We start from the raw sequence: 20,818 nt of genomic DNA on the forward strand, positions 1-20,818 counted from the left end.
AAAATGGCTAAAAATCGTCAAATAGCTTATTAATATCTCGATATTATTTGCGCTGCTTTCCTTGTTTGACGGCAATTTTTATCACCATTTTTAAAAAGAAAACACGCCCTCAAAGATAGCAACGTTGTAAAAATAATACGCAGACCAAAGTATGATAAAGGCAAAAATATGAAAGTATTGGGTTTAGAGACTTCTTGTGATGAGACAGGTCTGGCGATTTTTGACAGTGAGCAGATGAATAGTGACAATCAAGGACTGGTTGGACAAGTCCTGTATTCACAAATAGAGCTGCACGCACTGTATGGCGGCGTTGTGCCTGAGCTTGCCAGCCGCGATCATATTCGTAAGTTGGTGCCTTTGCTTAATGAGTTGTTAGAGCAGTGTAATGTGAAGAAAAGCGAGATTGATGCCATTGCTTATACTAAGGGACCTGGACTCATTGGCGCTCTGATGACGGGCGCATTATTTGGGCGCAGTTTGGCATATGGTTTGGATATTCCTGCCATTGGTATCCATCATATGGAAGGACATCTGCTCGCACCGCTGATGGGTGCCAATCCACCCGCCTTTCCGTTTGTTTCGTTATTGGTCTCAGGTGGGCATACATTACTCATCGCCGCACGTGGTGTCGGGCAATATGAGATATTGGGTGAGTCGATCGATGATGCAGCAGGTGAGTGCTTTGATAAAGCCGCTAAAATGCTAGGCTTGCCGTATCCGGGTGGCCCTAATATTGCCAAATTGGCTGAAACAGGCAACCCAACTGCTTACAATTTGCCAAGACCCATGCTACATCGCGGCTTAGATTTTTCTTTTAGTGGTATGAAAACCGCCGTGCATAACCTTATTAAAGACACCGATGGTTCAGGTGGCTCAGGGAATAATGCGGATAGCGATTCGCAAGTTCGCGCCGATATCGCCGCCAGCTTTCAGCATGCAGTCGTCGATACGCTGGTGAGAAAGTGCGTGAAAGCACTGAAGCAAGTAGGGATGAATCGATTGGTGATCGCGGGCGGTGTCAGTGCCAACACTCATTTACGTGAAACCTTGGAGAGCGAGCTTGCTAAGATAGATGCCACTGTGCATTATGCGCCGCCTGCATTATGTACTGATAATGGGGCGATGATTGCTTATGCTGGTTATGAGCGCCTGCATGCAGGGCAGTCTGATGATTTAGCGGTGAGCTGTGTGCCGCGTTGGCCGATGACTGAGCTACCAGCAGTGTAAGACGGCTTTGCTCAATACTATCTCCGTTAACCTTTCTTAAACCTAAGGATAAACTATGCAGTGGCTTGCTATTGGACTAGGTGCTGCCATTGGGGCTTGCCTGCGGGCATGGTTGGCTCGCTTTAATCCGCTGCATCACTGGATACCCCTTGGGACGCTTGGTGCTAATGTATTGGGTGGACTATTAATAGGGTTGGCACTGGTGTGGTTTGAGCGCGTGGGCAGCAGTTTATCGCCCAATGTCCGACTATTTGTGATTACCGGTTTTTTGGGCGGATTGACCACCTTTAGTACTTTTAGTGCAGAAGTTTTTACCTTTATCAATGCTGGTAAACTACTAGCAGGTTTGGGATTGGTTGGGCTACATGTGGGACTGACGTTACTAGCAACCGCTATCGGATTTTACTTCTTTAAGCTGGTTTTATAAGCTTTCATAGATGCCATTCGCATAATGGTCTAATATAAGTGGTTCCATTATACCAGTCTGTTTTAAGTGGTCTATTAATTGATTAATCAGCCTAATTAGGTGGTTCCGTTGGGGTATACCCATAAAAAATAATTTACTATGATTCACCTTATTATTATATTGTCAATAAGATACAAGATGAAAGGTTCTTTAATAGGGTTAAATGGTTTTCTTTAAAAAAATAATCTAAACAAATTTTTACTAAGAAATGTATTTATTTTTACTTTAATACCTGTCTAGTAATAAGGTTATTTATTTATTCCTTTATTATCATTAACTTAACATTATAATGGATTTATATAATGATTCTAATTTTTGCGGAAGTTATAAAATACCCTAACCAATCGTTACAAATATATCTTTTAGGGTAATAATCATGAAAAAAACGTTATTAGCAGTTCCATTACTAGTATTAGCAACTTCTACTGCTTTTGCAGCTGACGGTACTATTACCATCAATGGTCAAGTTACAGACAAAACTTGTACGGTCAATAGTGTGCAAGGTAAAGATTTCACAGTAACACTCCCGACTGTTTCTCAGCAAGTATTAGCAAATACTGGTGACGTTGCAGGCCGTACGCCATTCACTATCAACCTAACAGATTGTACAGCTGGTAGTAGCGTTGCTACTTACTTCGAGCCAGGTGCAACCGTTGATTTCAATACTGGTCGTTTAAACAATGCGACTGGAACTGCTACTAACGTTCAAGTTCAACTACTAGGTTCAAACAATACTGTTATTCCAGTATTAGCTGCTGGAGCTGGTGGCGTTCAGACTAATTCACAGATAGTAGCTGTAAGCGGTGCTGGTTCAGCGGATCTTAATTACTATGCAGAATACTATGCTACAGGTGCTTCAACTCCTGGTAGCGTTGCGACAACTGTAAAATATACAATTATTTATCAGTAATCTTTTACTAGATTAATAAGAGCTAGGAGAAGTACCAAGCCTAGCTCTTTTTTTTAATTTTTAGATAGAGATAAGTATATGTCTGTAAAACAGTTATTCTATAAAATCTGTTTAATCACATTTCTCACACCTATCAGTTTGGTTCATGCAGAAATTATTATTCATGGTACTCGTGCGGTTTATCCTTCTGATGCACGCGAGGTTACGCTGCAACTAAGTAACGATGGAAAAAGCCCCTCTTTGGTACAAGTATGGATTGATGAAGGTGATCCAAATTCGACCCCTGATCAATCAAAAGCTCCTTTTATTCTTACGCCTCCTATATCACGTGTAGAAGCTCAAAAAGGCCAGTTTATACGTATCACCAGTTTGCCTACAGTGAATGCGTTAAGTAAGACGGAAGAAAGCTTATTTTGGTTAAACGTATTAGACATACCTCCGAAACCCTCTGCACAAGATAAAACCGCTGCTCCTGATAATTTTTTACAATTGGCTGTTCGCTCACGTATAAAGCTGTTTTACCGTCCTAGTAGTATAAAACAAGATGTTGTACTAGCTCCTGAAAAAATTCAGTGGAGTGGTCAGGGTTCTAATTTACTGGCCAAAAATCCAACGCCTTTTTATATAACAATAACCTCTATCACCCAAGAAGATTCAGGCAAAAGTATAGATGTTTTGTCAGAAGGTTTGATGCTAAAGCCTTTTTCTGAACAGAGTATTTTATTAAAAAGTCCTAGTACACAGAATATGACATTTACCACCATTAATGATTATGGCGGAAGAGTGAGTCATCAGATTAAGTAAGTCTTATTTTTATTATTTAAACTTACGCATCCCAAATATATATTTGATTTTCAATAGAATGGCCATGCTATGAAAAACACCTTACATACTTATATGAATATTAAGCAGCAGGTCAAATGTTGCCTAGCTTATGGTGTGATTACCTTTAGCATATCAACATTGGCATCAGCCAGTAATATTGAGGATGAATCTACTGAAAAATCATCTGAGTTTAACTCAGATTTCCTAATCGGTGATGCTAAAAATATCGATATTAAACGCTTCGCGCACGGTAATGCGATCTTGCCAGGTCATTACAATGTAGATGTCTATATCAATGGTAACTGGTTCGGTAAGCATCAGATGATGTTTAAAAATACAGAAGATAACAAAGGTACATATACCTGTTTTTCTTCAAAACAGTTATTAGAATACGGTATAAAAGCAGAACTTATTAAAGAAAGATTGGCAGTAAATAATGAAAGTTGTCAGCAGTTGGAAGAATGGGTTCAGGATTCTTTTTACAAGTTCGATACCTCAAAATTAAGGTTTGATATCTCAATACCACAAATTGCCATGGAAAGAAATGCACAAGGGTACGTTGATCCTAGTGTTTGGGATCGTGGTATTGACGCAGCATTTATATCTTATAATGCGAGCACTTATAAAACTTATAGCAAGACAGAAGACAGCGAAGACAATACCAATGCGTTTGTATCATTAAATACAGGTGCAAATATTGCAGACTGGCAAATTCGTCACAACGGTCAGTGGAAGTGGGAAGATGAGACTGGGAGCAAAGACTCTCAATCAACTTATGACGCTATCAGTACTTATGCACAGCGTGCTTTTCCTGAGTATAGAGGCGTACTAACGCTTGGCGATAGCTTTACCAATGGTGAAATATTCAATTCATTTGGTTATCGCGGCGCAGAGTTCTCTAGTGATGATCGTATGCTACCCAATAGTATGCTCGGCTATGCACCAAGAATCCGTGGTAATGCTAAAACCAATGCTAAAGTTGAAATTCGTCAGCAAGGTCAATTAATCTACCAAACGACTGTTGCTGCCGGAAGCTTTGAGATTAATGACTTATACCCTACCGGTTATGGTGGAGAGCTAGAAGTCTCTGTTCTAGAAGCCAATGGTGATGTTCAGAAATACTCAATCCCTTATGCGTCAGTAGCACAAATGTTGCGTCCAGGTATGAGTCGTTATTCTGTCATGACAGGGCAATTTCGTGACGCTGATATAGATATGGACCCGTTTGTTGTTCAGGCACAATATCAACGTGGTGTTAATAACCGTATAACGGCTTATGGCGGCTTTCAAGGATCAGAAGATTATACAGCAATAACGTTAGGCAGCGCGTTTGCCACGCCCATAGGGGCAGTTGCTTTAGATATGACGCATTCTGAAGTAAATTTTGATCGTCGTGAGAAAGAAGAAGGTCAAAGTTACCGCCTCAGTTATAGTAAGCTCATTACACCAACAGACACCAATTTGACCTTGGCCGCGTATCGTTATTCAACCAAAAATTATTATGATTTACGTGATGCATTGTTGGCTCAAGAGCTAGAAAAAAATGGTGTTGGCTCTAGTTTTTTTGGTAAACAACGCAGCGAGCTTCAAGTAACCTTAAATCAAGGATTACCTAACGATTGGGGTAATCTCTATGCAACGGGTTCTTGGATAGATTACTGGGATCGCCAAGAAACTGCCAAACAATATCAGGTCGGTTATAGTAATAACTATCGTAATCTTAACTATGGTGTGTCAGCCATTAGAAGAATGGTAGAAAATAATGCGACAAGTCAAAGTGAGAATGACACTGAGTATATGCTAACGTTATCGCTACCCCTTTCTTTTAAACGTAATGCTATTAATTTAAATTCATCTCATACTCAAGATAATACTACTGTCGGTATGAGTGGTGTGGTGGGTGATCGTCTGAACTATGGCGCTTCTGTGTCAACAGATTATGAAGACAACTCAAGTTTAAATACCAATGCACAATATCGTACTAACTTCACCGCCTTAGGCGGCTCATACAGTACCTCAAATCAGTATGAGCAGGTCTCATTAACAGCGAGAGGCAATATTGTTGCTCACTCTGATGGTGTTGTTTTTGGTCCAGACCAAGGGCAAACGATGGTCTTGGTCTATGCCCCTGATGCTACTGGTGCTAAAGTAAACAATACCAATGGTTTGACCATTAATAAGTCAGGCTATGCTGTGATTCCCTACGTGACCCCTTATCGTTTGAACGAAATTATTTTAGATCCACAAGGGATGTCTTTAGATGTAGAGTTGGAAGGTACGAGTCAACGCATAGCACCTTATGCTGGATCAATCTCAAGAGTTGATTTTGTCACTAAATCAGGCAAAGCTTTGTATATTCGAAGCTTAAATACAAAGGGTGGTACTTTGCCATTTGCAGCTGAAGTATTTGACTCAAATGGCGAGTATGTTGGTATGGTTGCTCAAGGCAGCTTGGTCTATTTACGCACCAATACTTTGGCTGATACAGTGACGGTAAAGTGGGGAGAGGCGGAAAATGAGCAATGCAAGATACAGTATGATGTCACTGCTCAGTCATCACAGAGTGAGAAAAATATGCTGATGTTAGAGGGTTTGTGCCAATGAGTTATAATATCTTAAACAGTGCTGTAATACTTATAGGCTGTACTTTGAGTTTAGAAGGATATGCAGCCTGTACAGCGGACAGAGGGTTTACGACCGTTGATATCAGTATGAATGTAGGCAGAGTAGTCGTTAGACCAAGCGATGCAGTTGGAACTATTTTGCGTCGTGCTTCTTTTCCCATTACGCCTAATAACTCTAGGATTAGTTGTGACCGTAATGCAGGAATAATCCAAGCGGTTCTTTCACAAAACCCCGTCTTAAGCCCTACAGGCGGTGATTCTGTATATAACACGAATATTAAGGGTATTGGTATCCGTCTATATAGGGATGCGGGAAGCGGTTCAGGTTTTTCAGGCTATTACCCTTATAGTAGAAATTTGAGTGCTAACCAGGCCTATACATTAGGTGCTGGATTTTTCGTTGTTGAGATCATTAAAACGGCTACTTCGACAGGATCAGGCGCTCTTACTGCTGGTAGATACAGTAGTTATCACTCGCGTGATGATGTCAGCAAGCCTTTTTTAACAAGCACGGTGTATGGCAATGCCATTACAATCGCTTCATCATCATGCGAACTTTTAGGTGATGTCAATAAAACGGTGCAACTACCTACTGTCAATAAATCTGGATTTAAAGGGGTAGGCTCAACGCAAGGGACTCAAGCTTTTGATCTAAATTTTTTGTGTAATGGTGGCGAAAACTTAACAACTTATGAAGAAAGTAACAAAATTAGCCTGAACTTTGATTATACAGTAGCAGCTAATACAACTAATGTTTTGGCTAACAACGCACCTGTCTCAACACGTGCTGGCGGTGTTGGTATTCAAATGACCACTAACTATAATAATGTCAGCAAAATAATTGCAAAAAATGAGAAACTTGAGTTAGGAACCGTTAAATCGAATCAGAATATTCAATATAATGTTCCATTAAGCGCAAGTTATTATCAAACTGATTCAGCGGTAACTCCAGGAAAAGTTAGCTCGGTGGCGACTGTGACCATCCAATATGAGTGATTGAACCCTTACAGCTTACGTATTTGAATAGTCATGAATTATTGAGCTATACTATTTATTTCAGAGTTAAGAAAGCTGTATCTGACACTTGCCGCTCGACTCCTATATAGCGCACCAATCACGAATAGAATATGTATGGTAAGTACACCACAAAGTGCACTGAGACTATTTTCAGTGCGCAAAGCCTTTGATACCATTATCCTACAGCCAAAGATTCAAGTCCTCACTAGGGTACCGTTATTTACCATAACGCTCGTCATAGCGTAAGAGAGCGGATGATATTTCTTAACTGGAATAATTTAGTAGATAGTGAAATACTACACCGGCTTCACAATACCTTCTAATAAATTCGCAAATCCTTGCATATAAGCGGTATCTTGGCTTGATGTGCGCGTCGCAGCATAGAGCTGACAATGCACGCCCGTACCCAATGGACGCGAAACGACCCAGCCTTTTTTCTCATATTCAGCAACCACCCAATCAGGTAACGCCGCCACACCGCGTTCACTGGCCACCAACTGAATCAGCATCGCCGTCAATTCTGTGGTACGAATGCTATCAAAGCTTACTTGCGCAGGGGTCATAAAATTAGCAATAATATCGAGGCGCTTGGCTTCCACTGGATACGCAATCAGGGTTTCATTGGTTAAGTCATCTGGCTCAATAAATTTCTGCGCCGCCAAATCATGTGTTGGTGATAGCACCAAGCGACTTTCATACTCAAATAACGGCTGATAGCTGATGCCGTCTATCGGTAAATCGCTGGTGGTAATGAGTAAATCGATATCACCTTCCATCAATAAGTGGTGCGGCTCTGGCTCAAAACCTGTCGCAAAATCTAGCTCTACATCTGACCATTCGCGGCGGTAATGATTGAGTATCGGCATTAGCCAATCGAAGCAACTGTGACATTCAGAGGCTAGCCGTAATCTACCTGCTTGACCGTGAGCTAAGCGCTTAAGATTGGATTTGGTGCGAGTCACTTGTGGCATGATGCTATCTGCCAATGCCAGTACCGTTTTACCTGCTGGCGTAAAAGTCAGCGGGCGTGTTCGGCGATTGACCAAACTGATATCGTAATAATTTTCCAGCTCTTTTAGCTGATGCGAGACCGCGGAAGCCGTGACGTGCAATTCATCGGCAGCCGCCGCCAATGAGCCATGTGCTCGCAGCGCGGTTAAGGTATTGAGATGACGAAGCTCTAACATAAGACAACCTAACCGCTAAAGTGAGAAAAATTCATTATAATCGATATAGCGCTGATTTTCATTCAAAGTCTGATTTTTAATCAGCAATGCTAAATGAGCAATGGCAAACTAGCGTCGACGTAATAATAGCTGTGAAATAACCACCAATATCAGCGAGGCAACCAGTAAAATCGTCCCAATGGCATTGACCTCTGGTTTGAGTCCTACCCGTACCATCGAATAAATTCGTAGTGGTAAAATCTCATAACTGGGCCCCGTGACAAAGGTTGAAACCACTACATCATCGAGCGATAAGGTAAATGCCAGTAGCCAACCTGCCATCACTGCGGGCAGAATGACAGGAATGAGCACGGTACGCACCATCGTTGATTCATTGGCGCCCAAGTCGCGTGCAGCTTCCATCAAGCGTTCATCCAGACTGCTCAATCGTGCAAACACCGTGATGACTACAAACGGTAAGCAAAAAGTAATGTGCGCGAGTAACAGCGAGACGAACCCTAATTGCAACCCTATTAATAAGAATAATGCCAATAATGAAATAGCGAGTACAATTTCAGGCGACATCATTAATACAAATAACAACCCATTTAATAAGCCTTTACCGCGAAAGTTATATCGATGTAGCGCGAGAGCAGTTAGCGTTCCTATCAAAGTTGAGACGGTGGCTGCGACCAATCCTAATACAATAGAATGCCAAAAAGCATCGAGCATCGCTTGGTTATTCAACAGCGACTCATACCACTTTAAGCTAAAGCCGCCCCAGTTATAGCCGACTTTTGACTTATTAAAGGACATGACGACTAAGACGATAATTGGCAAATACAGCATGGTATAAATGAGGCTAAGATAGCCTTTAGCCGCGATGCTGCCAATCTTAATAGACGATCTTTTTTTAGTTGCCGAGCTATTCAGTTGATGATTCAGTGAACTATCAGACATTAGGCCACCTCATTAAAGTCGGTCTTGCCAATGCGGCGACTACTGGCACGGTAGGCGAGTAATAGTACCGCCATTGCTAGTGTTAATAACACGCTGGCAGCTGCGCCAAATGGCCAGTCACGCGCATCCAAGAACTGGTTTTTGATGATATTGCCGACCAATAAATTGCGTGAACCACCCAAAATATCTGCCACATAAAACATACCCATTGCAGGCAGCAACACCAATAATACCCCTGAGATAATGCCAGGCGTCGTCAATGGCAATATGATATGCCAAAAAGTCTGGGTCTTTGATGCGCCCAAATCCTGTGAAGCGAGTAGCATGTCATTGCGCAAATCGGTAAATACTGCGTATAACGGCAACACCATAAATGGGAACAATAAATACGTCAAACCAGCAATCACCGCCACTTGCGTGTATAAAATATCGATAGGAGTATCGATGATACCGACTGCCAGCAGCGATTTATTAATCAAACCATTATTGGCAAACAGTAACTTGAGTGCATACGTCCGCACAAGCGAGTTGGTCCAAAATGGTAGTATTAACAGCATCATGAGTAGCGGCTGCCAACGGGTTTTGGCTTTGGCTATCAGCCAAGCAAAAGGGTAGCCAAGTAACAAGCAGATGATGGTTGTGATGCCTGCCATCCATAACGAATGAATAAATACGCCAAAATATAGCGGATCAATCATGCGTATATAGCTGTCGATGCTGACAGGCAAGCTAATAAAAGCACTGCTATCGCGGCTCAAAAAACTGACAGCGATGACTAAGATATTTGGCAATAGTGCAAATATCAATAACCAACCCCAAATCAGCCAGAGCGTTACGGTACGAAAAGGACTTTTGCTGCCTAAGCTATGACCTGCCATCAGCTAATATCCTTTTGAGCAGCTAAACTGGCAGCTTGATGATTGGCTTCATCATCAAGCGTACCGTCTTCTGGTAATACCCACTCCCAGCCATCGACCCATGATACTTTGACGCCTTCATTTAACTTGTAATCAAAGCTTGGATCATCCTCATCAAAGAATTCAGAAGCCTTAATAATATGACCGTTTGCTAATTCAATAATCGAATCTAAGGTGCTACCTTTATAGTTGCTTTCAATCACTCGCCCGAGTAAGCCACCATGTTCTTTATCATTGGGGTCATAAATTCGTAAATCTTCAGGGCGTAGCAATAAATTAACGATATCGCCCACTTGTACATCGTTAGCAAAATCAGGGCGGCGTAAATTGCGTAAGGTGGTCGGGCCATCTTGCGCTTGTGCTTCACAAACTTCGACTTCGATACGGCCATTGGTCACACGACCGTCGCGATCTGGTTGGTTAGGATAAACGCCTCTGACTTCCGCTTTAAACAAGTTGGTCTCACCGATAAACTTGGCGGTAAATAAATTCGCGGGTGTTTCATAAATCTCAATAGGCGTGCCGATTTGCTGAAAAGTGCCATCTTTCATCACGGCGATACGATCCGACATCGATAGCGCTTCTTCTTGATCGTGGGTGACAAATACAAAAGTGATGCCAAGCTCTCGTTGCAGCCGTTTAAGCTCAGATTGCATTTGTAAACGCAGCTTATGATCGAGCGCAGATAGGGGCTCATCAAGTAGCAACAGTTTAGGACGATTGATGACGGCTCGTGCAATGGCGACACGCTGCTGCTGACCACCAGACAAGTCTTGTGGCCTGCGATTGGCTAAATGCTCCAGCTGTACCATGGCGAGAATCTCGCGCACGCGGGTTTGGATCTCATCTTTGGGTACTTTTTTGAGCTTAAGCCCGTAAGCAACGTTTTGCGCGACACTCATATGTGGAAACAACGCATATTGCTGAAACACTGTGTTCACGGGACGTTTATCCGCTGGCAAGCCTGCCATCTGTACGCCGTCTAGATAAATTGCCCCAGCGTTTGGCTGCTCAAAACCAGCGATTAGGCGCAGTAAGGTTGTTTTACCGCAGCCTGATGGACCAAGCAGCGTCAAAAATTCACCGTGCTTGATATCAAGATTGATGTCTTTTAATACTTCAGTTTGATCATAGGTTTTTTTTAGACCAGTCAGTTGCAGTAGTACTTTGTCATCTTGAGCTGATGCAGAGGCTCTGTGCATATTTGGCGGTGAATTGGTCATAATATTTATTCCTACGTGTCCGACATCGCAGTACAGCTATTTATTTAGGACACTGTCGTCAAGGTGATTTGATATGGATATAAGCGATGGGTGTAAACCCGATTTGGTCGCCGCGTATTATAACAAACCCTTGATATAAATCAGTGCAAGTTCGTTATAAGTTCTGCGAGCAACACGGTTACGCTGTCAATGGCTGTTGATGCTTGATAGTTCGGTGTTGTCTGTTTGATGCTCGGTTTTGGCTAATGCATTTCTGTTTTTCAGTCTTACTGCCAACTTTATAATTCTGTATGATTGGCAATAACTGCCATTCTATGACGATATTTAAACAAAATTTTTTAACATTTTTTGGTTTTTATTCCTATACAATCACGGTATGGCAGACAAACATAATGCGCCTGATAGGTTAGTAGCCATTCGCAAATCTATGTTTGAATACATGTGTGGAAAGCTGTTTATAACGCTAATATTATTAATGATAAAGGATGTCTTATGCCTAACGATACACGCCCGAAAACTGGTCAAGAAGCTCTTGCGCTTTTAAAAGAAGGCAATATGCGCTACATAGATAGTTTGACCACCACTGACCCAACAATGCAAAGACGACCTGAATTGGTTAAAGATCAAGATCCCTTGGCCATTATTTTGGGTTGCTCGGATGCACGAGTACCAGTTGAGATTGTATTTGATCAAGGCTTGGGTGATTTGTTCGTTATTCGAGTCGCTGGTAATGTCGTCGCGCCTTCACAGATCGGCTCGATTGAGTTTGCGGCCGAAAAGTTCGGTACAAAATTGGTGGTCGTGCTTGGGCACTCACATTGCGGTGCTGTCACGGCTTGTGTTGAGACACTGATCAATCCTGAGAAAAACTATTCGCCCAACTTGCAGTCGATTGTCGATCGCATTCGCCCAAGCGTTTATAACTTGCATGAGCTTGCCACTGCCAATGGTCAAGATGTCGACGCAGACGAGTTGGTCGATCGCTCTATCCGCGCCAACGTCCGTATGTCAGTTAGCCAGCTCAAACATGGCTCGCGGGCATTAGAGGACTTAACCAATAGTGGTCAATTGCTGGTCGTGGGTGCAGAGTATGATTTAGAGACAGGAAAAGTACGTTTCTTAGACAGCTAATTAATCGGTTAAATGGGTAGCACCCAGTGTGCGCTCTTACAAAACCCACTCAATGCTTTCGCGATTTTTTATTATGATAAAAGGGTCAAGCGCGTAAAAAATATTCACGCGCTTGCTTTTAAACTCTCTATTTTGTCAATATTAGGATGACTATGTCTACAGCAAATACTGGCTCAGCCACTGATAATAATAACGAATCACTTATCGCTCAACCAACGAGCAGCGTCAATACCGATGGTGTGCAGCCTATCTCAGTACAGACGACAGGTTTCACTTTTAACCACACCATGCTACGTGTCAAAGATCCTGCCAAGTCGTTGGCGTTTTATACCGGTGTCCTTGGTATGACTTTGCTGGCAGTCAAAAAATTCCCTGATATGGGTTTTGATTTGTACTTTTTAGCCAAGTTAACCGAAAGCGAGCGCGACAATTTGCCCGCGGGTGATGATTTGGAAATCTTTGCCTTCCGTCAACGCGGCATCTTAGAATTGACCCATAATTATGGTATCGAAACGAAAGCTGACTTTAGTTATCATGATGGTAATGGTGAGCCACAAGGTTTTGGACATATCTGTTTTAGCGTACCTAGTCTCGATGAAGCGGTTGCTTGGTTTGATAAAAATAATGTCGAATTCAAAAAACGTCCAGAAGATGGCAGCATGAAAAACATTGCCTTTATCAAAGATGTTGATGGCTACTGGATTGAAATTGTACAAGCAGATTTAATGGGCTAGCTTGACAGGCTGGTATGTCAATACGTCAGTTAATCTAGGACATGCCCCAGTCGAACAATCAATTAATCGAGTGAATGGAAGCATAAAGCCAACCAACCAAAGGAGTGACATCTAGATGCCTACCTCTGAGGCAGAAACGACAGTAAATACCAATATAGCGGCTGAACCAGTGACAACAGATGTGCTGACATATCAAAGCATCATTGATTCAGCAAATGAGATAGTGGTTGGCTTTGTTGAACGCATTCCTTATTTTGTCGCATCAATTATTGTTATTCTGGTTTTTTGGTTTCTATCGATTGTCTTCAAAAAAGTGGTATACAAACTTTTAGGCAGTCGCAGTCGGCATCAGAATTTGGTTAAAGTGTTTCAGCGAGTAGGCGGCGCACTCATCATTTTTATCGGTTTTATGATTGCTATGGTGATTGCCGTGCCAGGATTTACGCCTGCTAAGCTGATTGGTGCACTCGGTATTGGTTCCGTCGCTATTGGTTTTGCCTTTAAAGATATTTTTCAAAACTTGCTCTCTGGTATTTTGCTGCTGATCTCAGAGCCGTTTCGCATCGGTGATCAGATTGTCTCAGGCGACTATGAAGGGACGGTTGAGGATATTAAAATACGCGCCACGACTATCAAGACGTATGACGGTCGGCAAGTGGTTATTCCCAACTCTGATTTGTATACCTCAGCATTGACTGTCAATACCGCCTATAAGCAGCGCCGTTTGCAAGTGGCTGTTGGTATTGGCTATGAAGATGATATCGAAGCAGCAAAAGCTGAGATTCTGCAAGCGTTAGATAAAGTCGAAAGCGTATCGAAGCAAGCGCAGCCAAGTGTGATTGCTACGGGTTTTGGTGATTCAACGATTGATTTGATGGTACGTTGGTTTATCGAAGATGGCACTCAAGCCAATAAAGTGACCTCGATTCATCAAGTGATCGTAGAGATTAAGAGCGCACTCGATGCAGCAGGTGTCAACATTCCATTCCCGATACGCACGATAGATTTGAGTGACCCATCAGTGACATCGATTGTGAATAAATTGCATGAGCAAAAGGCGATCGATGTTAATAACGATGTTAATAAAGCTGTAGCAGAGTAATTTGTTTAGCGCGTTATTTTAAAGAACGGCCTTTTACACAATATTTTCGAAATAAAAATCCGCCCTATCAAATGACATGGCGGATTTTTTACGATATCAATTTATGACAATTTAGTCAGTTTTGACTTTAAAATCGGTATGACATGATTTACAGCTAGCACCAACTTCACCAAAGGCTGGTTTGACATCGTCGATGCTAGTGGCTGTTTGTGCAGCAGCGTTCAGCTCAGCAGTGACTTTTTGAAAGTTTTCTGCTTCTGCGCGAAAACCATCGGCATTTGACCAAACGGCATCAGTCGCATTGCCAACGGCTTCTTTATTTTCAAAATGACTCCAAGGCGTAGCAGCGTCTTCTGCTAAAAATGCGGCTTGCTCTTTGAACACGGTGGCATCAAAGGTGTCAGGTGCTTTCATCATATCACCCATGACACCCATCGCATCACCATAGCTTTTCATGCTATCTTGGCGGGCTTTTACATCAGGGTCAGTGGCAGTGCTACACGCCGTTAGACCTAGGGCGGCTGCCATCAATGTGATGCCAAAGATAGATTTTAATGATTGGTTGGTATGAACCTGTGCCATGTGAATTACTCCTGTAAAATTGGTTAGTAGTAGGCGCGCTTATAAACGCTGGCTTTACATACTGTTTTTAAGTATCTGCCCTTAAAGATTTCTTATAAAAAAACTTCTTCTAAATTAAAAGGTTTCTTTTACATACTGCTTTTAAATAAAGCGTATTGTTATAAAAATTACCTCATCATCTTTTGGAAACGCATTCGCTTCTAAAGGATTTTTCCAACAATAGTTTTCATTGTAACGGTTATCTGTGCAGTGAACGTAAATTTAGTTGTTATATCATCGTAATTTTTGAGTCAGTGACTTTCGCTCATATAAATTTGCGCCCATATAAAAAGGTCAGCGTGGATAGCTGACCTTCTTGATACTCTCTAAAGACAAGCTAATAAATATCTTAGCCTTTATTATATTCACACAAACTATAGAGTCAACCAATCGCGTGGTTTTAGATAAAAATCGGTCAATGCAAACTCAGGCGAGCCTTCAGTCGGCTCAAAGCGATAATGCCAGCTGGCAAGCGGCGGCATACTGACTAAGATAGACTCGATACGACCATTGCTTTGTAGTCCAAATAAAGTGCCGCGGTCATAAACAAGGTTGTACTCAACATAGCGACCACGGCGATAAAGTTGAAATTCGCGCTGTGCCTCGGTATAAGGGGTATCTTTACGCTGTTCAAAGATGGGCATGATACCGTCAAGATAACCGTTGCCGACCGCCTTCATAAAATTAAAACAGGTTTCAAAGTCCCAGCCGCGACTTTCTGTATTGACATCATCATAAAACAAGCCACCGATACCGCGCTGCTCATCACGATGACGTAGGTGAAAATACTCATCACACCATTGCTTGAAATCAGGGTAGACGCTGTCACCAAAAGGCGCGCACAGATCATGACAGACTTGATGCCAATGCACGCAATCAGCGAGTACGGGATAAAACGGCGTCAAATCAAAACCACCACCAAACCACCAGATAGGGTCTTCGCCCTCAGCTTCAGCAACGAACAAACGCACATTGGCATGGCTGGTTGGGACATTCGGGTTTTTGGGATGGACAACCAATGAGACACCCATGGCTTGGGCTTTACGACCAGCGATATGGGGATGGCGTGCAGTGGCTGAAGCAGGCAAGTTATGCACGTGAATATGACTGAACATCACACCTGCTTTTTCAATCACCTCACCGTCTGCTAGGACACACGAGCGACCGCCGCCGCCTTCAGGACGTTCCCAGTCATCAGGAATAAAGACTGCCGACGTTTGGCTATCACTGCTGCCATCGCGCTCTTGCGCTTCTAAGGCTTGACAGATACGAGCTTGCAAATCGACCAAAAATTCACGCACACGCATGATGTCGTTATTGGCTGGCACTGTTAAGTCTGTCGCTGATAGCTCTGTCTTATTATCTGTATTTGAAATACTCATAAAATATCTATTTATTTAGTGTATTGATGTCTACTTATTAAGATGTAACGCGGTATTGAAATCTTTATCTAATAAATGGCCCATGCGGTCGCGCTTGGTCGCTAAATATTCAGCATTCATATCATTCACCCCAACCAATAATGGCACGCGTTCCACGACATTAATACCGTGCTCGGTTAGATAAGCCACTTTGTCTGGATTGTTGGTGATGAGTCTGACGGCGTCAACACCGATATGAGCGAGCATCGGGCCGCACATATCATAAATGCGCGCATCAGCGGGTAAGCCCAACATGAGGTTGGCATCTAAAGTATCATGACCTTGGTCTTGCAGGGCGTAAGCGCGAATCTTATTGGTCAGACCAATACCGCGACCTTCTTGGCGCAAGTATAATATCGCCCCGCAGCCAGTCTCTTGTATTGCTTGCATCGCCGTGTTGAGCTGCGGCCCACAGTCACATTTTAATGAGCTAAAAGCATCGCCCGTCAAGCATTCTGAATGAATACGAATCAATGGAATGGTTTTTTCTGCTCGCGTGGCGTCCGTTTGACTCGGTGAGTTGTCCGCCGTATGTTGATCGACGACAGGCAGACCGACAGTCAGCATCACATGCTCTTGACCTTCGTCGTTCTCAAAGATATGAATATCAAACTCGCCGTGACGAGTAGGTAGTTTGGCACTGGTAATAAATTGATATGACATTAATGTCCTGCATAAGCCGATAAGCGTGGCGGTAGAGGGTCTTTTTTAACCATATTAAAACAGCGATGACATCCTAGCTGCATGATGAAAGTAGGATAATGCCAGTATAATTCATTCGTAAAGAGTGCATGCTGATTGTCTTTATTATAAAAACACACAAAGTTCACAAACGACGCACGATGATTAAAGCGACAATTAAAAATAAATGCTATTATGCCATACTATTTTGACGGATACAGTGACAAGTCTTTGCCCTTACATTACTATGTCGTCACTAACATCCAATATTGATGCAGAATAATAAGGCATAATATTATCCCTTGTTATGAAAGCGCCGAAGCAAAGCTCCATCGCTGTCTATTAAGGCAGCGTATGTGCTATTCGGCGCAGCTTCTATATGTTTATATAAAGACATAGAGGCTGCCTGAATAAATTTATGAACAGTTATATGGTCGATTACACCAATAATGGTGTAGATATTATTGACGTCACTTAGGTAGCATTATGCACTAAGAGGCTGTCTTGTCAGCAGATTGGTAGGTATCGTACGGTTTATGCAGCAGTCACCTCATTCCCCACAGTCTCAGTCCGTATCTATGCCAGCTGTCGATTCTGCTGCCCAGCTGTCGAATTTACAGCAGACTTATACTGTGATTCCACGCGTCCGTCCTGATACGCCTTTGCTGGATAGCATTGCAGCGCCAGCTGATCTTAATACTCTGACAACCGCTCAACTTATCACCTTGGCTGATGAGCTGCGGCTATTTCTATTGTATTCAGCAGGTCAAAGCGGTGGGCATTTTGGTGCCAATTTGGGCGTGGTTGAGTTGACCATTGCGCTGCATTACTTACTAGATACGCCGCAAGATCAAATCGTTTGGGACGTGGGTCATCAAGCCTATGCCCATAAGGTCTTGACGGGTCGCCGTGACCAGTTGGCGACGATTCGCTCAAAAGATGGTTTGACTGCTTTTCCTGAGCGTGCAGAATCCGTTTACGATACCTTTGGCGTTGGTCATTCATCGACGTCAATCTCAGCTGGTTTAGGCATGAGCTTAGCACTGCGTTATCAAGGTCGCGCGCAAACCGTCGCTTGTATCATTGGTGATGGTGCAATGACCGGTGGTATGGCGTTTGAAGCGATGAATGATGCGGTGCAACAAGATGCGGATTTATTGGTCATTTTGAATGACAATGATATGTCGATCTCTTGTTCTATCGGTGGTTTTTCACGGCATTTAGCGATGCTGTGGGAGTCAGGGTATCAGGTTGATATCTCTGATGCAGGCGAGCCAGTACTATGCCAGCGCCCTGACATGCAAGGCTTTGATCGCCGTAAGCGTCACAAAGAGATGCGTGATGTGCCGCAGTTAGAAGACAATTTATTTAAAGCGATTGGTTTTACCTACTTTGGTCCTTTTGATGGTCACAATATCCCTGAGCTACTGCGGGTATTGTCACTTGCCAAGCAGATAAAAGGGCCTGTTTTAGTCCATATTTATACCACCAAAGGCAAAGGTTTTGCCCCAGCTGAGTTAGATCCTGTCGGCTATCATGCTATCAGCAAGCTCCCTGTCGAAATCAAGACTGATACTCAGGCTGTCGCCACAGAAAAATCATTGCCCAGCACCAAACCTGCGTTAAAATACTCGCAAGTATTTGGGCAATTCTTATGTGATAAGGCTGCTGAAGACGATAAGCTGCTTGCCGTCACACCTGCTATGGAAGAAGGATCGGGGATGATTGATTTTGCCCGTCAATTTCCAGAGCGGTTTTTTGATGTAGCCATCGCTGAGCAACACGCAGTCACACTGGCTGCTGGTATGGCAACCCAAGGCGTCAAACCGATTGTGGCGATTTATTCGACGTTTTTGCAACGTGGCTATGATCAGCTGATTCATGATGTGGCTTTGCAAAACCTTGATGTGATGTTTGCTATTGACCGAGCAGGTTTAGTCGGTGAAGACGGTGCAACGCATGCAGGCGTATTCGATTTTGCCTTTTTACGCTGCGTGCCCAATATGCTGATCGCCGCGCCAAAAGATGAAAACGAATGCTACCATTTGCTTAATACGTGCTATGAATATCAAGGCTGCACGGCAGTACGCTATCCGCGCGGTGTCGGTACTGGCGCAGTTATCGCATCGCCAGCACAGACTTATAACGTTGGCGAGGCAGTGATAGAGTCGGTATTAGGTAGTGAGGATGCGCCTAAAAAGCTGGCGCTACTCGCATTTGGCACCATGGTTGCGACGGCTCAGCAAGCGGCAGAAAGCCTAATTGACAATGATATAGCATCAGACTGTCAGGTACATGTCATTAATATGCGCTGGGTAAAACCTTTAGACACGGCATTATTAGAAAAGTTATTAGAGCAAGGTATTACACACATTGCGACTTTGGAAGAGCACATGATTATGGGCGGCGCGGGCAGTGCGGTAAATGAGTATTTGCTTAACGAATCGCCAGCCTTTAAAGACAACCGTCCTGCCGTTATTAATATCGGCATTCCAGATCGCTTTGTCGCCCATGGTTCACAAGCAGAGCAAATGGCTGATTGTGGTTTAGATGTTAATGGTGTGGTAAGGCAGCTTGAAAAGTTGCTGTTGTAAGTTTAAGTTATACCTTTGAACGTTTTTAAAGTTTCTAGCTGTCATTTGGACAGAGTATTGGTTAAATAGATAAAAGCTCGATCGATAGAGCGAACGCCTACTTAGTCGTAGGTGCTGACTTTTTTACAACTTACGCAGTTTGTGATGACCACCAGAATTTGGGTTGGTTTGGCGAACGTCATGGTTTTTTTCGTTTTTTATCGAACAATTTTAGTATAATGCGATCATCGCTTTTAAATGGCGCATTTTTTTAATCGTATAAATACAGTGTGATGCAGCGGCTGATTGGCATGTTGTGGGCACAGAGTTCGTCTTATTTTTGACATTCATTCATCAAGCAAATAGGTTATTTATGGAACCCATGGTCGTCATCGCAGCACGTACTGCTGAAAAAGTTGGTAAAGAGATTTTATATGCGCATCAAAACCGCCATAAAATCGAGTTGGATATTGAGTCAAAAGGGCTTGATGGATTGGTTACCCGTATTGATCGCTTTAGCGAAGAGCTGACGATTGAAACCCTAAAAGCCAGCTATCCAAATCACTCGTACTTGGGTGAAGAGTTTGGTATGCAAGAAGGTCGCGGTGAAGATGCAGACTGGTGCTGGATTATTGATCCGCTAGATGGCACCAAAAACTTCGTCCATGGTGTGCCGCAGTTTTGTGTGTCTATCGCCGTACAGCATAAAGGCGTAACCCAACATGGCGTGATCTATGATCCTGTCCGTGATGAGATGTTCTCTGCTAGCCGTGGTAAAGGCGCGCGCTTGAACAATCGCCGTATGCAAGTGAGCGAGCGCAGAACGATTGATGGCGGTCTATTTACCACTGGTCATCCGCTTGAGCGTAAGCGCAATGGCGAAATCATTTCTTATGCCAAGCAGCATTTTGAAAGCTTACAGAAAATCTCTGAAGCAGGCGGTCAAGTTCGTCGTTTAGGCTCAGCTGCGCTTGATTTATGTTATGTCGCTGCTGGTCGTTTTGATGGTTATTTTGAGATGTCAATTAAGCCTTGGGATATCGCGGCAGGTGAGCTTATCGTGACCGAAGCACGTGGCGTGGTGGTTGACCATACAGGCGCACACAACTCAATGACTTCAGGCTCTATTTTCGCCTGTAACATTAAGTTATTGAAGCCATTGATGCAAGTGGTTGTCCCAACGTGGGGTGATGCATTTTAAGCACCACTTAAGTATAATT

At 43.0% G+C, this 20,818-nt stretch carries 18 protein-coding genes; 11 read left to right on the plus strand and 7 right to left on the minus strand.

Translation table 11 applies throughout. From position 1 onward, the window contains the following. Positions 1-168: 168 nt before the first annotated feature. From tsaD to ACT3S4_RS06345, 6 genes are all read left to right on the plus strand, one after another. Positions 169-1,227 (plus strand): tRNA (adenosine(37)-N6)-threonylcarbamoyltransferase complex transferase subunit TsaD, encoded by a 1,059-nt coding sequence (gene tsaD / locus ACT3S4_RS06320; RefSeq protein WP_444760728.1) that lies wholly within the window; start codon positions 169-171, stop codon positions 1,225-1,227. A gap of 55 nt (positions 1,228-1,282) precedes the next feature. Further along, the gene (locus tag ACT3S4_RS06325; protein WP_109591191.1) at positions 1,283-1,654 is read left to right on the plus strand and encodes a CrcB family protein; all 372 of its coding nucleotides are present in this window, start codon (positions 1,283-1,285) and stop codon (positions 1,652-1,654) included. Positions 1,655-2,069: 415 nt separating this feature from the next. Beyond that, positions 2,070-2,603: a fimbrial protein gene (locus tag ACT3S4_RS06330; protein ID WP_193216999.1), complete on the plus strand. Its 534-nt coding sequence runs from the start codon at positions 2,070-2,072 to the stop codon at positions 2,601-2,603. 78 nt (positions 2,604-2,681) lie between these two features. Continuing rightward, a complete protein-coding gene (locus tag ACT3S4_RS06335; RefSeq protein WP_193217000.1) occupies positions 2,682-3,407 on the plus strand; it encodes a fimbrial biogenesis chaperone in 726 nt (241 codons plus the stop codon). Positions 3,408-3,476: 69 nt separating this feature from the next. Then, positions 3,477-6,032 (plus strand): fimbria/pilus outer membrane usher protein, encoded by a 2,556-nt coding sequence (locus tag ACT3S4_RS06340; RefSeq protein WP_444760729.1) that lies wholly within the window; start codon positions 3,477-3,479, stop codon positions 6,030-6,032. Further along, positions 6,029-7,048 carry a fimbrial protein gene (locus tag ACT3S4_RS06345; protein WP_444760730.1) on the plus strand — a complete coding sequence of 340 codons (1,020 nt, stop codon included), beginning with the start codon at positions 6,029-6,031 and terminating at the stop codon, positions 7,046-7,048. The genes ACT3S4_RS06340 and ACT3S4_RS06345 overlap by 4 nt, the downstream gene beginning before the upstream one ends. 317 nt (positions 7,049-7,365) lie before the next feature. Here the strand turns inward: ACT3S4_RS06345 and ACT3S4_RS06350 are convergent, their stop codons facing one another. The 4 genes from ACT3S4_RS06350 to potA form a co-directional block, all read right to left on the minus strand. Continuing rightward, on the minus strand, positions 7,366-8,256 hold the full coding sequence (locus ACT3S4_RS06350; RefSeq protein WP_045452563.1) for a LysR family transcriptional regulator: 891 nt from the start codon (positions 8,254-8,256) through the stop codon (positions 7,366-7,368). 108 nt (positions 8,257-8,364) lie between these two features. Continuing rightward, entirely contained in the window at positions 8,365-9,195 is an 831-nt protein-coding gene (potC, locus tag ACT3S4_RS06355) for a spermidine/putrescine ABC transporter permease PotC (RefSeq protein WP_427549349.1), read from the minus strand. Further along, on the minus strand, positions 9,195-10,073 hold the full coding sequence (potB, locus tag ACT3S4_RS06360; protein ID WP_238034526.1) for a spermidine/putrescine ABC transporter permease PotB: 879 nt from the start codon (positions 10,071-10,073) through the stop codon (positions 9,195-9,197). Before potB ends, potC begins: the two co-directional genes overlap by 1 nt. Further along, the gene (gene potA / locus ACT3S4_RS06365; RefSeq protein ID WP_444760731.1) at positions 10,073-11,335 is read right to left on the minus strand and encodes a spermidine/putrescine ABC transporter ATP-binding protein PotA; all 1,263 of its coding nucleotides are present in this window, start codon (positions 11,333-11,335) and stop codon (positions 10,073-10,075) included. The genes potB and potA overlap by 1 nt, the downstream gene beginning before the upstream one ends. Before the next feature lie 492 nt (positions 11,336-11,827). Between potA and ACT3S4_RS06370 the strand changes: the two genes are divergently transcribed. The 3 genes from ACT3S4_RS06370 to ACT3S4_RS06380 all read left to right on the plus strand — a co-directional run bounded on the left by ACT3S4_RS06370 (position 11,828) and on the right by ACT3S4_RS06380 (position 14,302). Beyond that, positions 11,828-12,466 carry a carbonic anhydrase gene (locus ACT3S4_RS06370; RefSeq protein ID WP_045443399.1) on the plus strand — a complete coding sequence of 213 codons (639 nt, stop codon included), beginning with the start codon at positions 11,828-11,830 and terminating at the stop codon, positions 12,464-12,466. 152 nt (positions 12,467-12,618) lie between these two features. Then, positions 12,619-13,200 (plus strand): lactoylglutathione lyase, encoded by a 582-nt coding sequence (gloA, locus tag ACT3S4_RS06375; RefSeq protein ID WP_444760732.1) that lies wholly within the window; start codon positions 12,619-12,621, stop codon positions 13,198-13,200. A 115-nt stretch (positions 13,201-13,315) separates the two neighbouring features. After that, a complete protein-coding gene (locus ACT3S4_RS06380; RefSeq protein WP_444760733.1) occupies positions 13,316-14,302 on the plus strand; it encodes a mechanosensitive ion channel family protein in 987 nt (328 codons plus the stop codon). A 111-nt stretch (positions 14,303-14,413) separates the two neighbouring features. Here ACT3S4_RS06380 and ACT3S4_RS06385 read toward each other — a convergent pair whose 3' ends face one another. The 3 genes from ACT3S4_RS06385 to ribA all read right to left on the minus strand — a co-directional run bounded on the left by ACT3S4_RS06385 (position 14,414) and on the right by ribA (position 17,007). Then, on the minus strand, positions 14,414-14,884 hold the full coding sequence (locus ACT3S4_RS06385; protein ID WP_201501901.1) for a c-type cytochrome: 471 nt from the start codon (positions 14,882-14,884) through the stop codon (positions 14,414-14,416). Between the two features lie 413 nt (positions 14,885-15,297). Further along, positions 15,298-16,305, minus strand: a complete 1,008-nt coding sequence (gene hemF / locus ACT3S4_RS06390; RefSeq protein ID WP_238034529.1) for an oxygen-dependent coproporphyrinogen oxidase — start codon at positions 16,303-16,305, stop codon at positions 15,298-15,300. Positions 16,306-16,335: 30 nt separating this feature from the next. Beyond that, a complete protein-coding gene (ribA, locus tag ACT3S4_RS06395) occupies positions 16,336-17,007 on the minus strand; it encodes a GTP cyclohydrolase II (RefSeq protein ID WP_045452548.1) in 672 nt (223 codons plus the stop codon). Positions 17,008-17,561: 554 nt separating this feature from the next. Between ribA and dxs the strand changes: the two genes are divergently transcribed. Next, on the plus strand, positions 17,562-19,619 hold the full coding sequence (dxs, locus tag ACT3S4_RS06400) for a 1-deoxy-D-xylulose-5-phosphate synthase (RefSeq protein ID WP_444760734.1): 2,058 nt from the start codon (positions 17,562-17,564) through the stop codon (positions 19,617-19,619). A gap of 352 nt (positions 19,620-19,971) precedes the next feature. Next, on the plus strand, positions 19,972-20,799 hold the full coding sequence (locus ACT3S4_RS06405) for an inositol monophosphatase family protein (protein WP_444760735.1): 828 nt from the start codon (positions 19,972-19,974) through the stop codon (positions 20,797-20,799). The last annotated feature ends 19 nt before the right edge of the window (positions 20,800-20,818 follow it).

This window comes from Psychrobacter sp. AOP30-A2-5 (assembly GCF_052378115.1).
Taxonomy (GTDB): Bacteria; Pseudomonadota; Gammaproteobacteria; order Pseudomonadales; family Moraxellaceae; genus Psychrobacter.

Bases quoted from the DNA above. Each gene is read 5' to 3' on its own strand.
- tsaD (WP_444760728.1), top strand. From the start codon at position 169: ATGAAAGTATTGGGTTTAGAGACTTCTTGTGATGAGACAGGTCTGGCG.
- ACT3S4_RS06325 (WP_109591191.1), top strand. From the start codon at position 1,283: ATGCAGTGGCTTGCTATTGGACTAGGTGCTGCCATTGGGGCTTGCCTG.
- ACT3S4_RS06330 (WP_193216999.1), top strand. From the start codon at position 2,070: ATGAAAAAAACGTTATTAGCAGTTCCATTACTAGTATTAGCAACTTCT.
- ACT3S4_RS06335 (WP_193217000.1), top strand. From the start codon at position 2,682: ATGTCTGTAAAACAGTTATTCTATAAAATCTGTTTAATCACATTTCTC.
- ACT3S4_RS06340 (WP_444760729.1), top strand. From the start codon at position 3,477: ATGAAAAACACCTTACATACTTATATGAATATTAAGCAGCAGGTCAAA.
- ACT3S4_RS06345 (WP_444760730.1), top strand. From the start codon at position 6,029: ATGAGTTATAATATCTTAAACAGTGCTGTAATACTTATAGGCTGTACT.
- ACT3S4_RS06350 (WP_045452563.1), bottom strand. From the start codon at position 8,256: ATGTTAGAGCTTCGTCATCTCAATACCTTAACCGCGCTGCGAGCACAT.
- potC (WP_427549349.1), bottom strand. From the start codon at position 9,195: ATGTCTGATAGTTCACTGAATCATCAACTGAATAGCTCGGCAACTAAA.
- potB (WP_238034526.1), bottom strand. From the start codon at position 10,073: ATGGCAGGTCATAGCTTAGGCAGCAAAAGTCCTTTTCGTACCGTAACG.
- potA (WP_444760731.1), bottom strand. From the start codon at position 11,335: ATGACCAATTCACCGCCAAATATGCACAGAGCCTCTGCATCAGCTCAA.
- ACT3S4_RS06370 (WP_045443399.1), top strand. From the start codon at position 11,828: ATGCCTAACGATACACGCCCGAAAACTGGTCAAGAAGCTCTTGCGCTT.
- gloA (WP_444760732.1), top strand. From the start codon at position 12,619: ATGTCTACAGCAAATACTGGCTCAGCCACTGATAATAATAACGAATCA.
- ACT3S4_RS06380 (WP_444760733.1), top strand. From the start codon at position 13,316: ATGCCTACCTCTGAGGCAGAAACGACAGTAAATACCAATATAGCGGCT.
- ACT3S4_RS06385 (WP_201501901.1), bottom strand. From the start codon at position 14,884: ATGGCACAGGTTCATACCAACCAATCATTAAAATCTATCTTTGGCATC.
- hemF (WP_238034529.1), bottom strand. From the start codon at position 16,305: ATGAGTATTTCAAATACAGATAATAAGACAGAGCTATCAGCGACAGAC.
- ribA (WP_045452548.1), bottom strand. From the start codon at position 17,007: ATGTCATATCAATTTATTACCAGTGCCAAACTACCTACTCGTCACGGC.
- dxs (WP_444760734.1), top strand. From the start codon at position 17,562: ATGCAGCAGTCACCTCATTCCCCACAGTCTCAGTCCGTATCTATGCCA.
- ACT3S4_RS06405 (WP_444760735.1), top strand. From the start codon at position 19,972: ATGGAACCCATGGTCGTCATCGCAGCACGTACTGCTGAAAAAGTTGGT.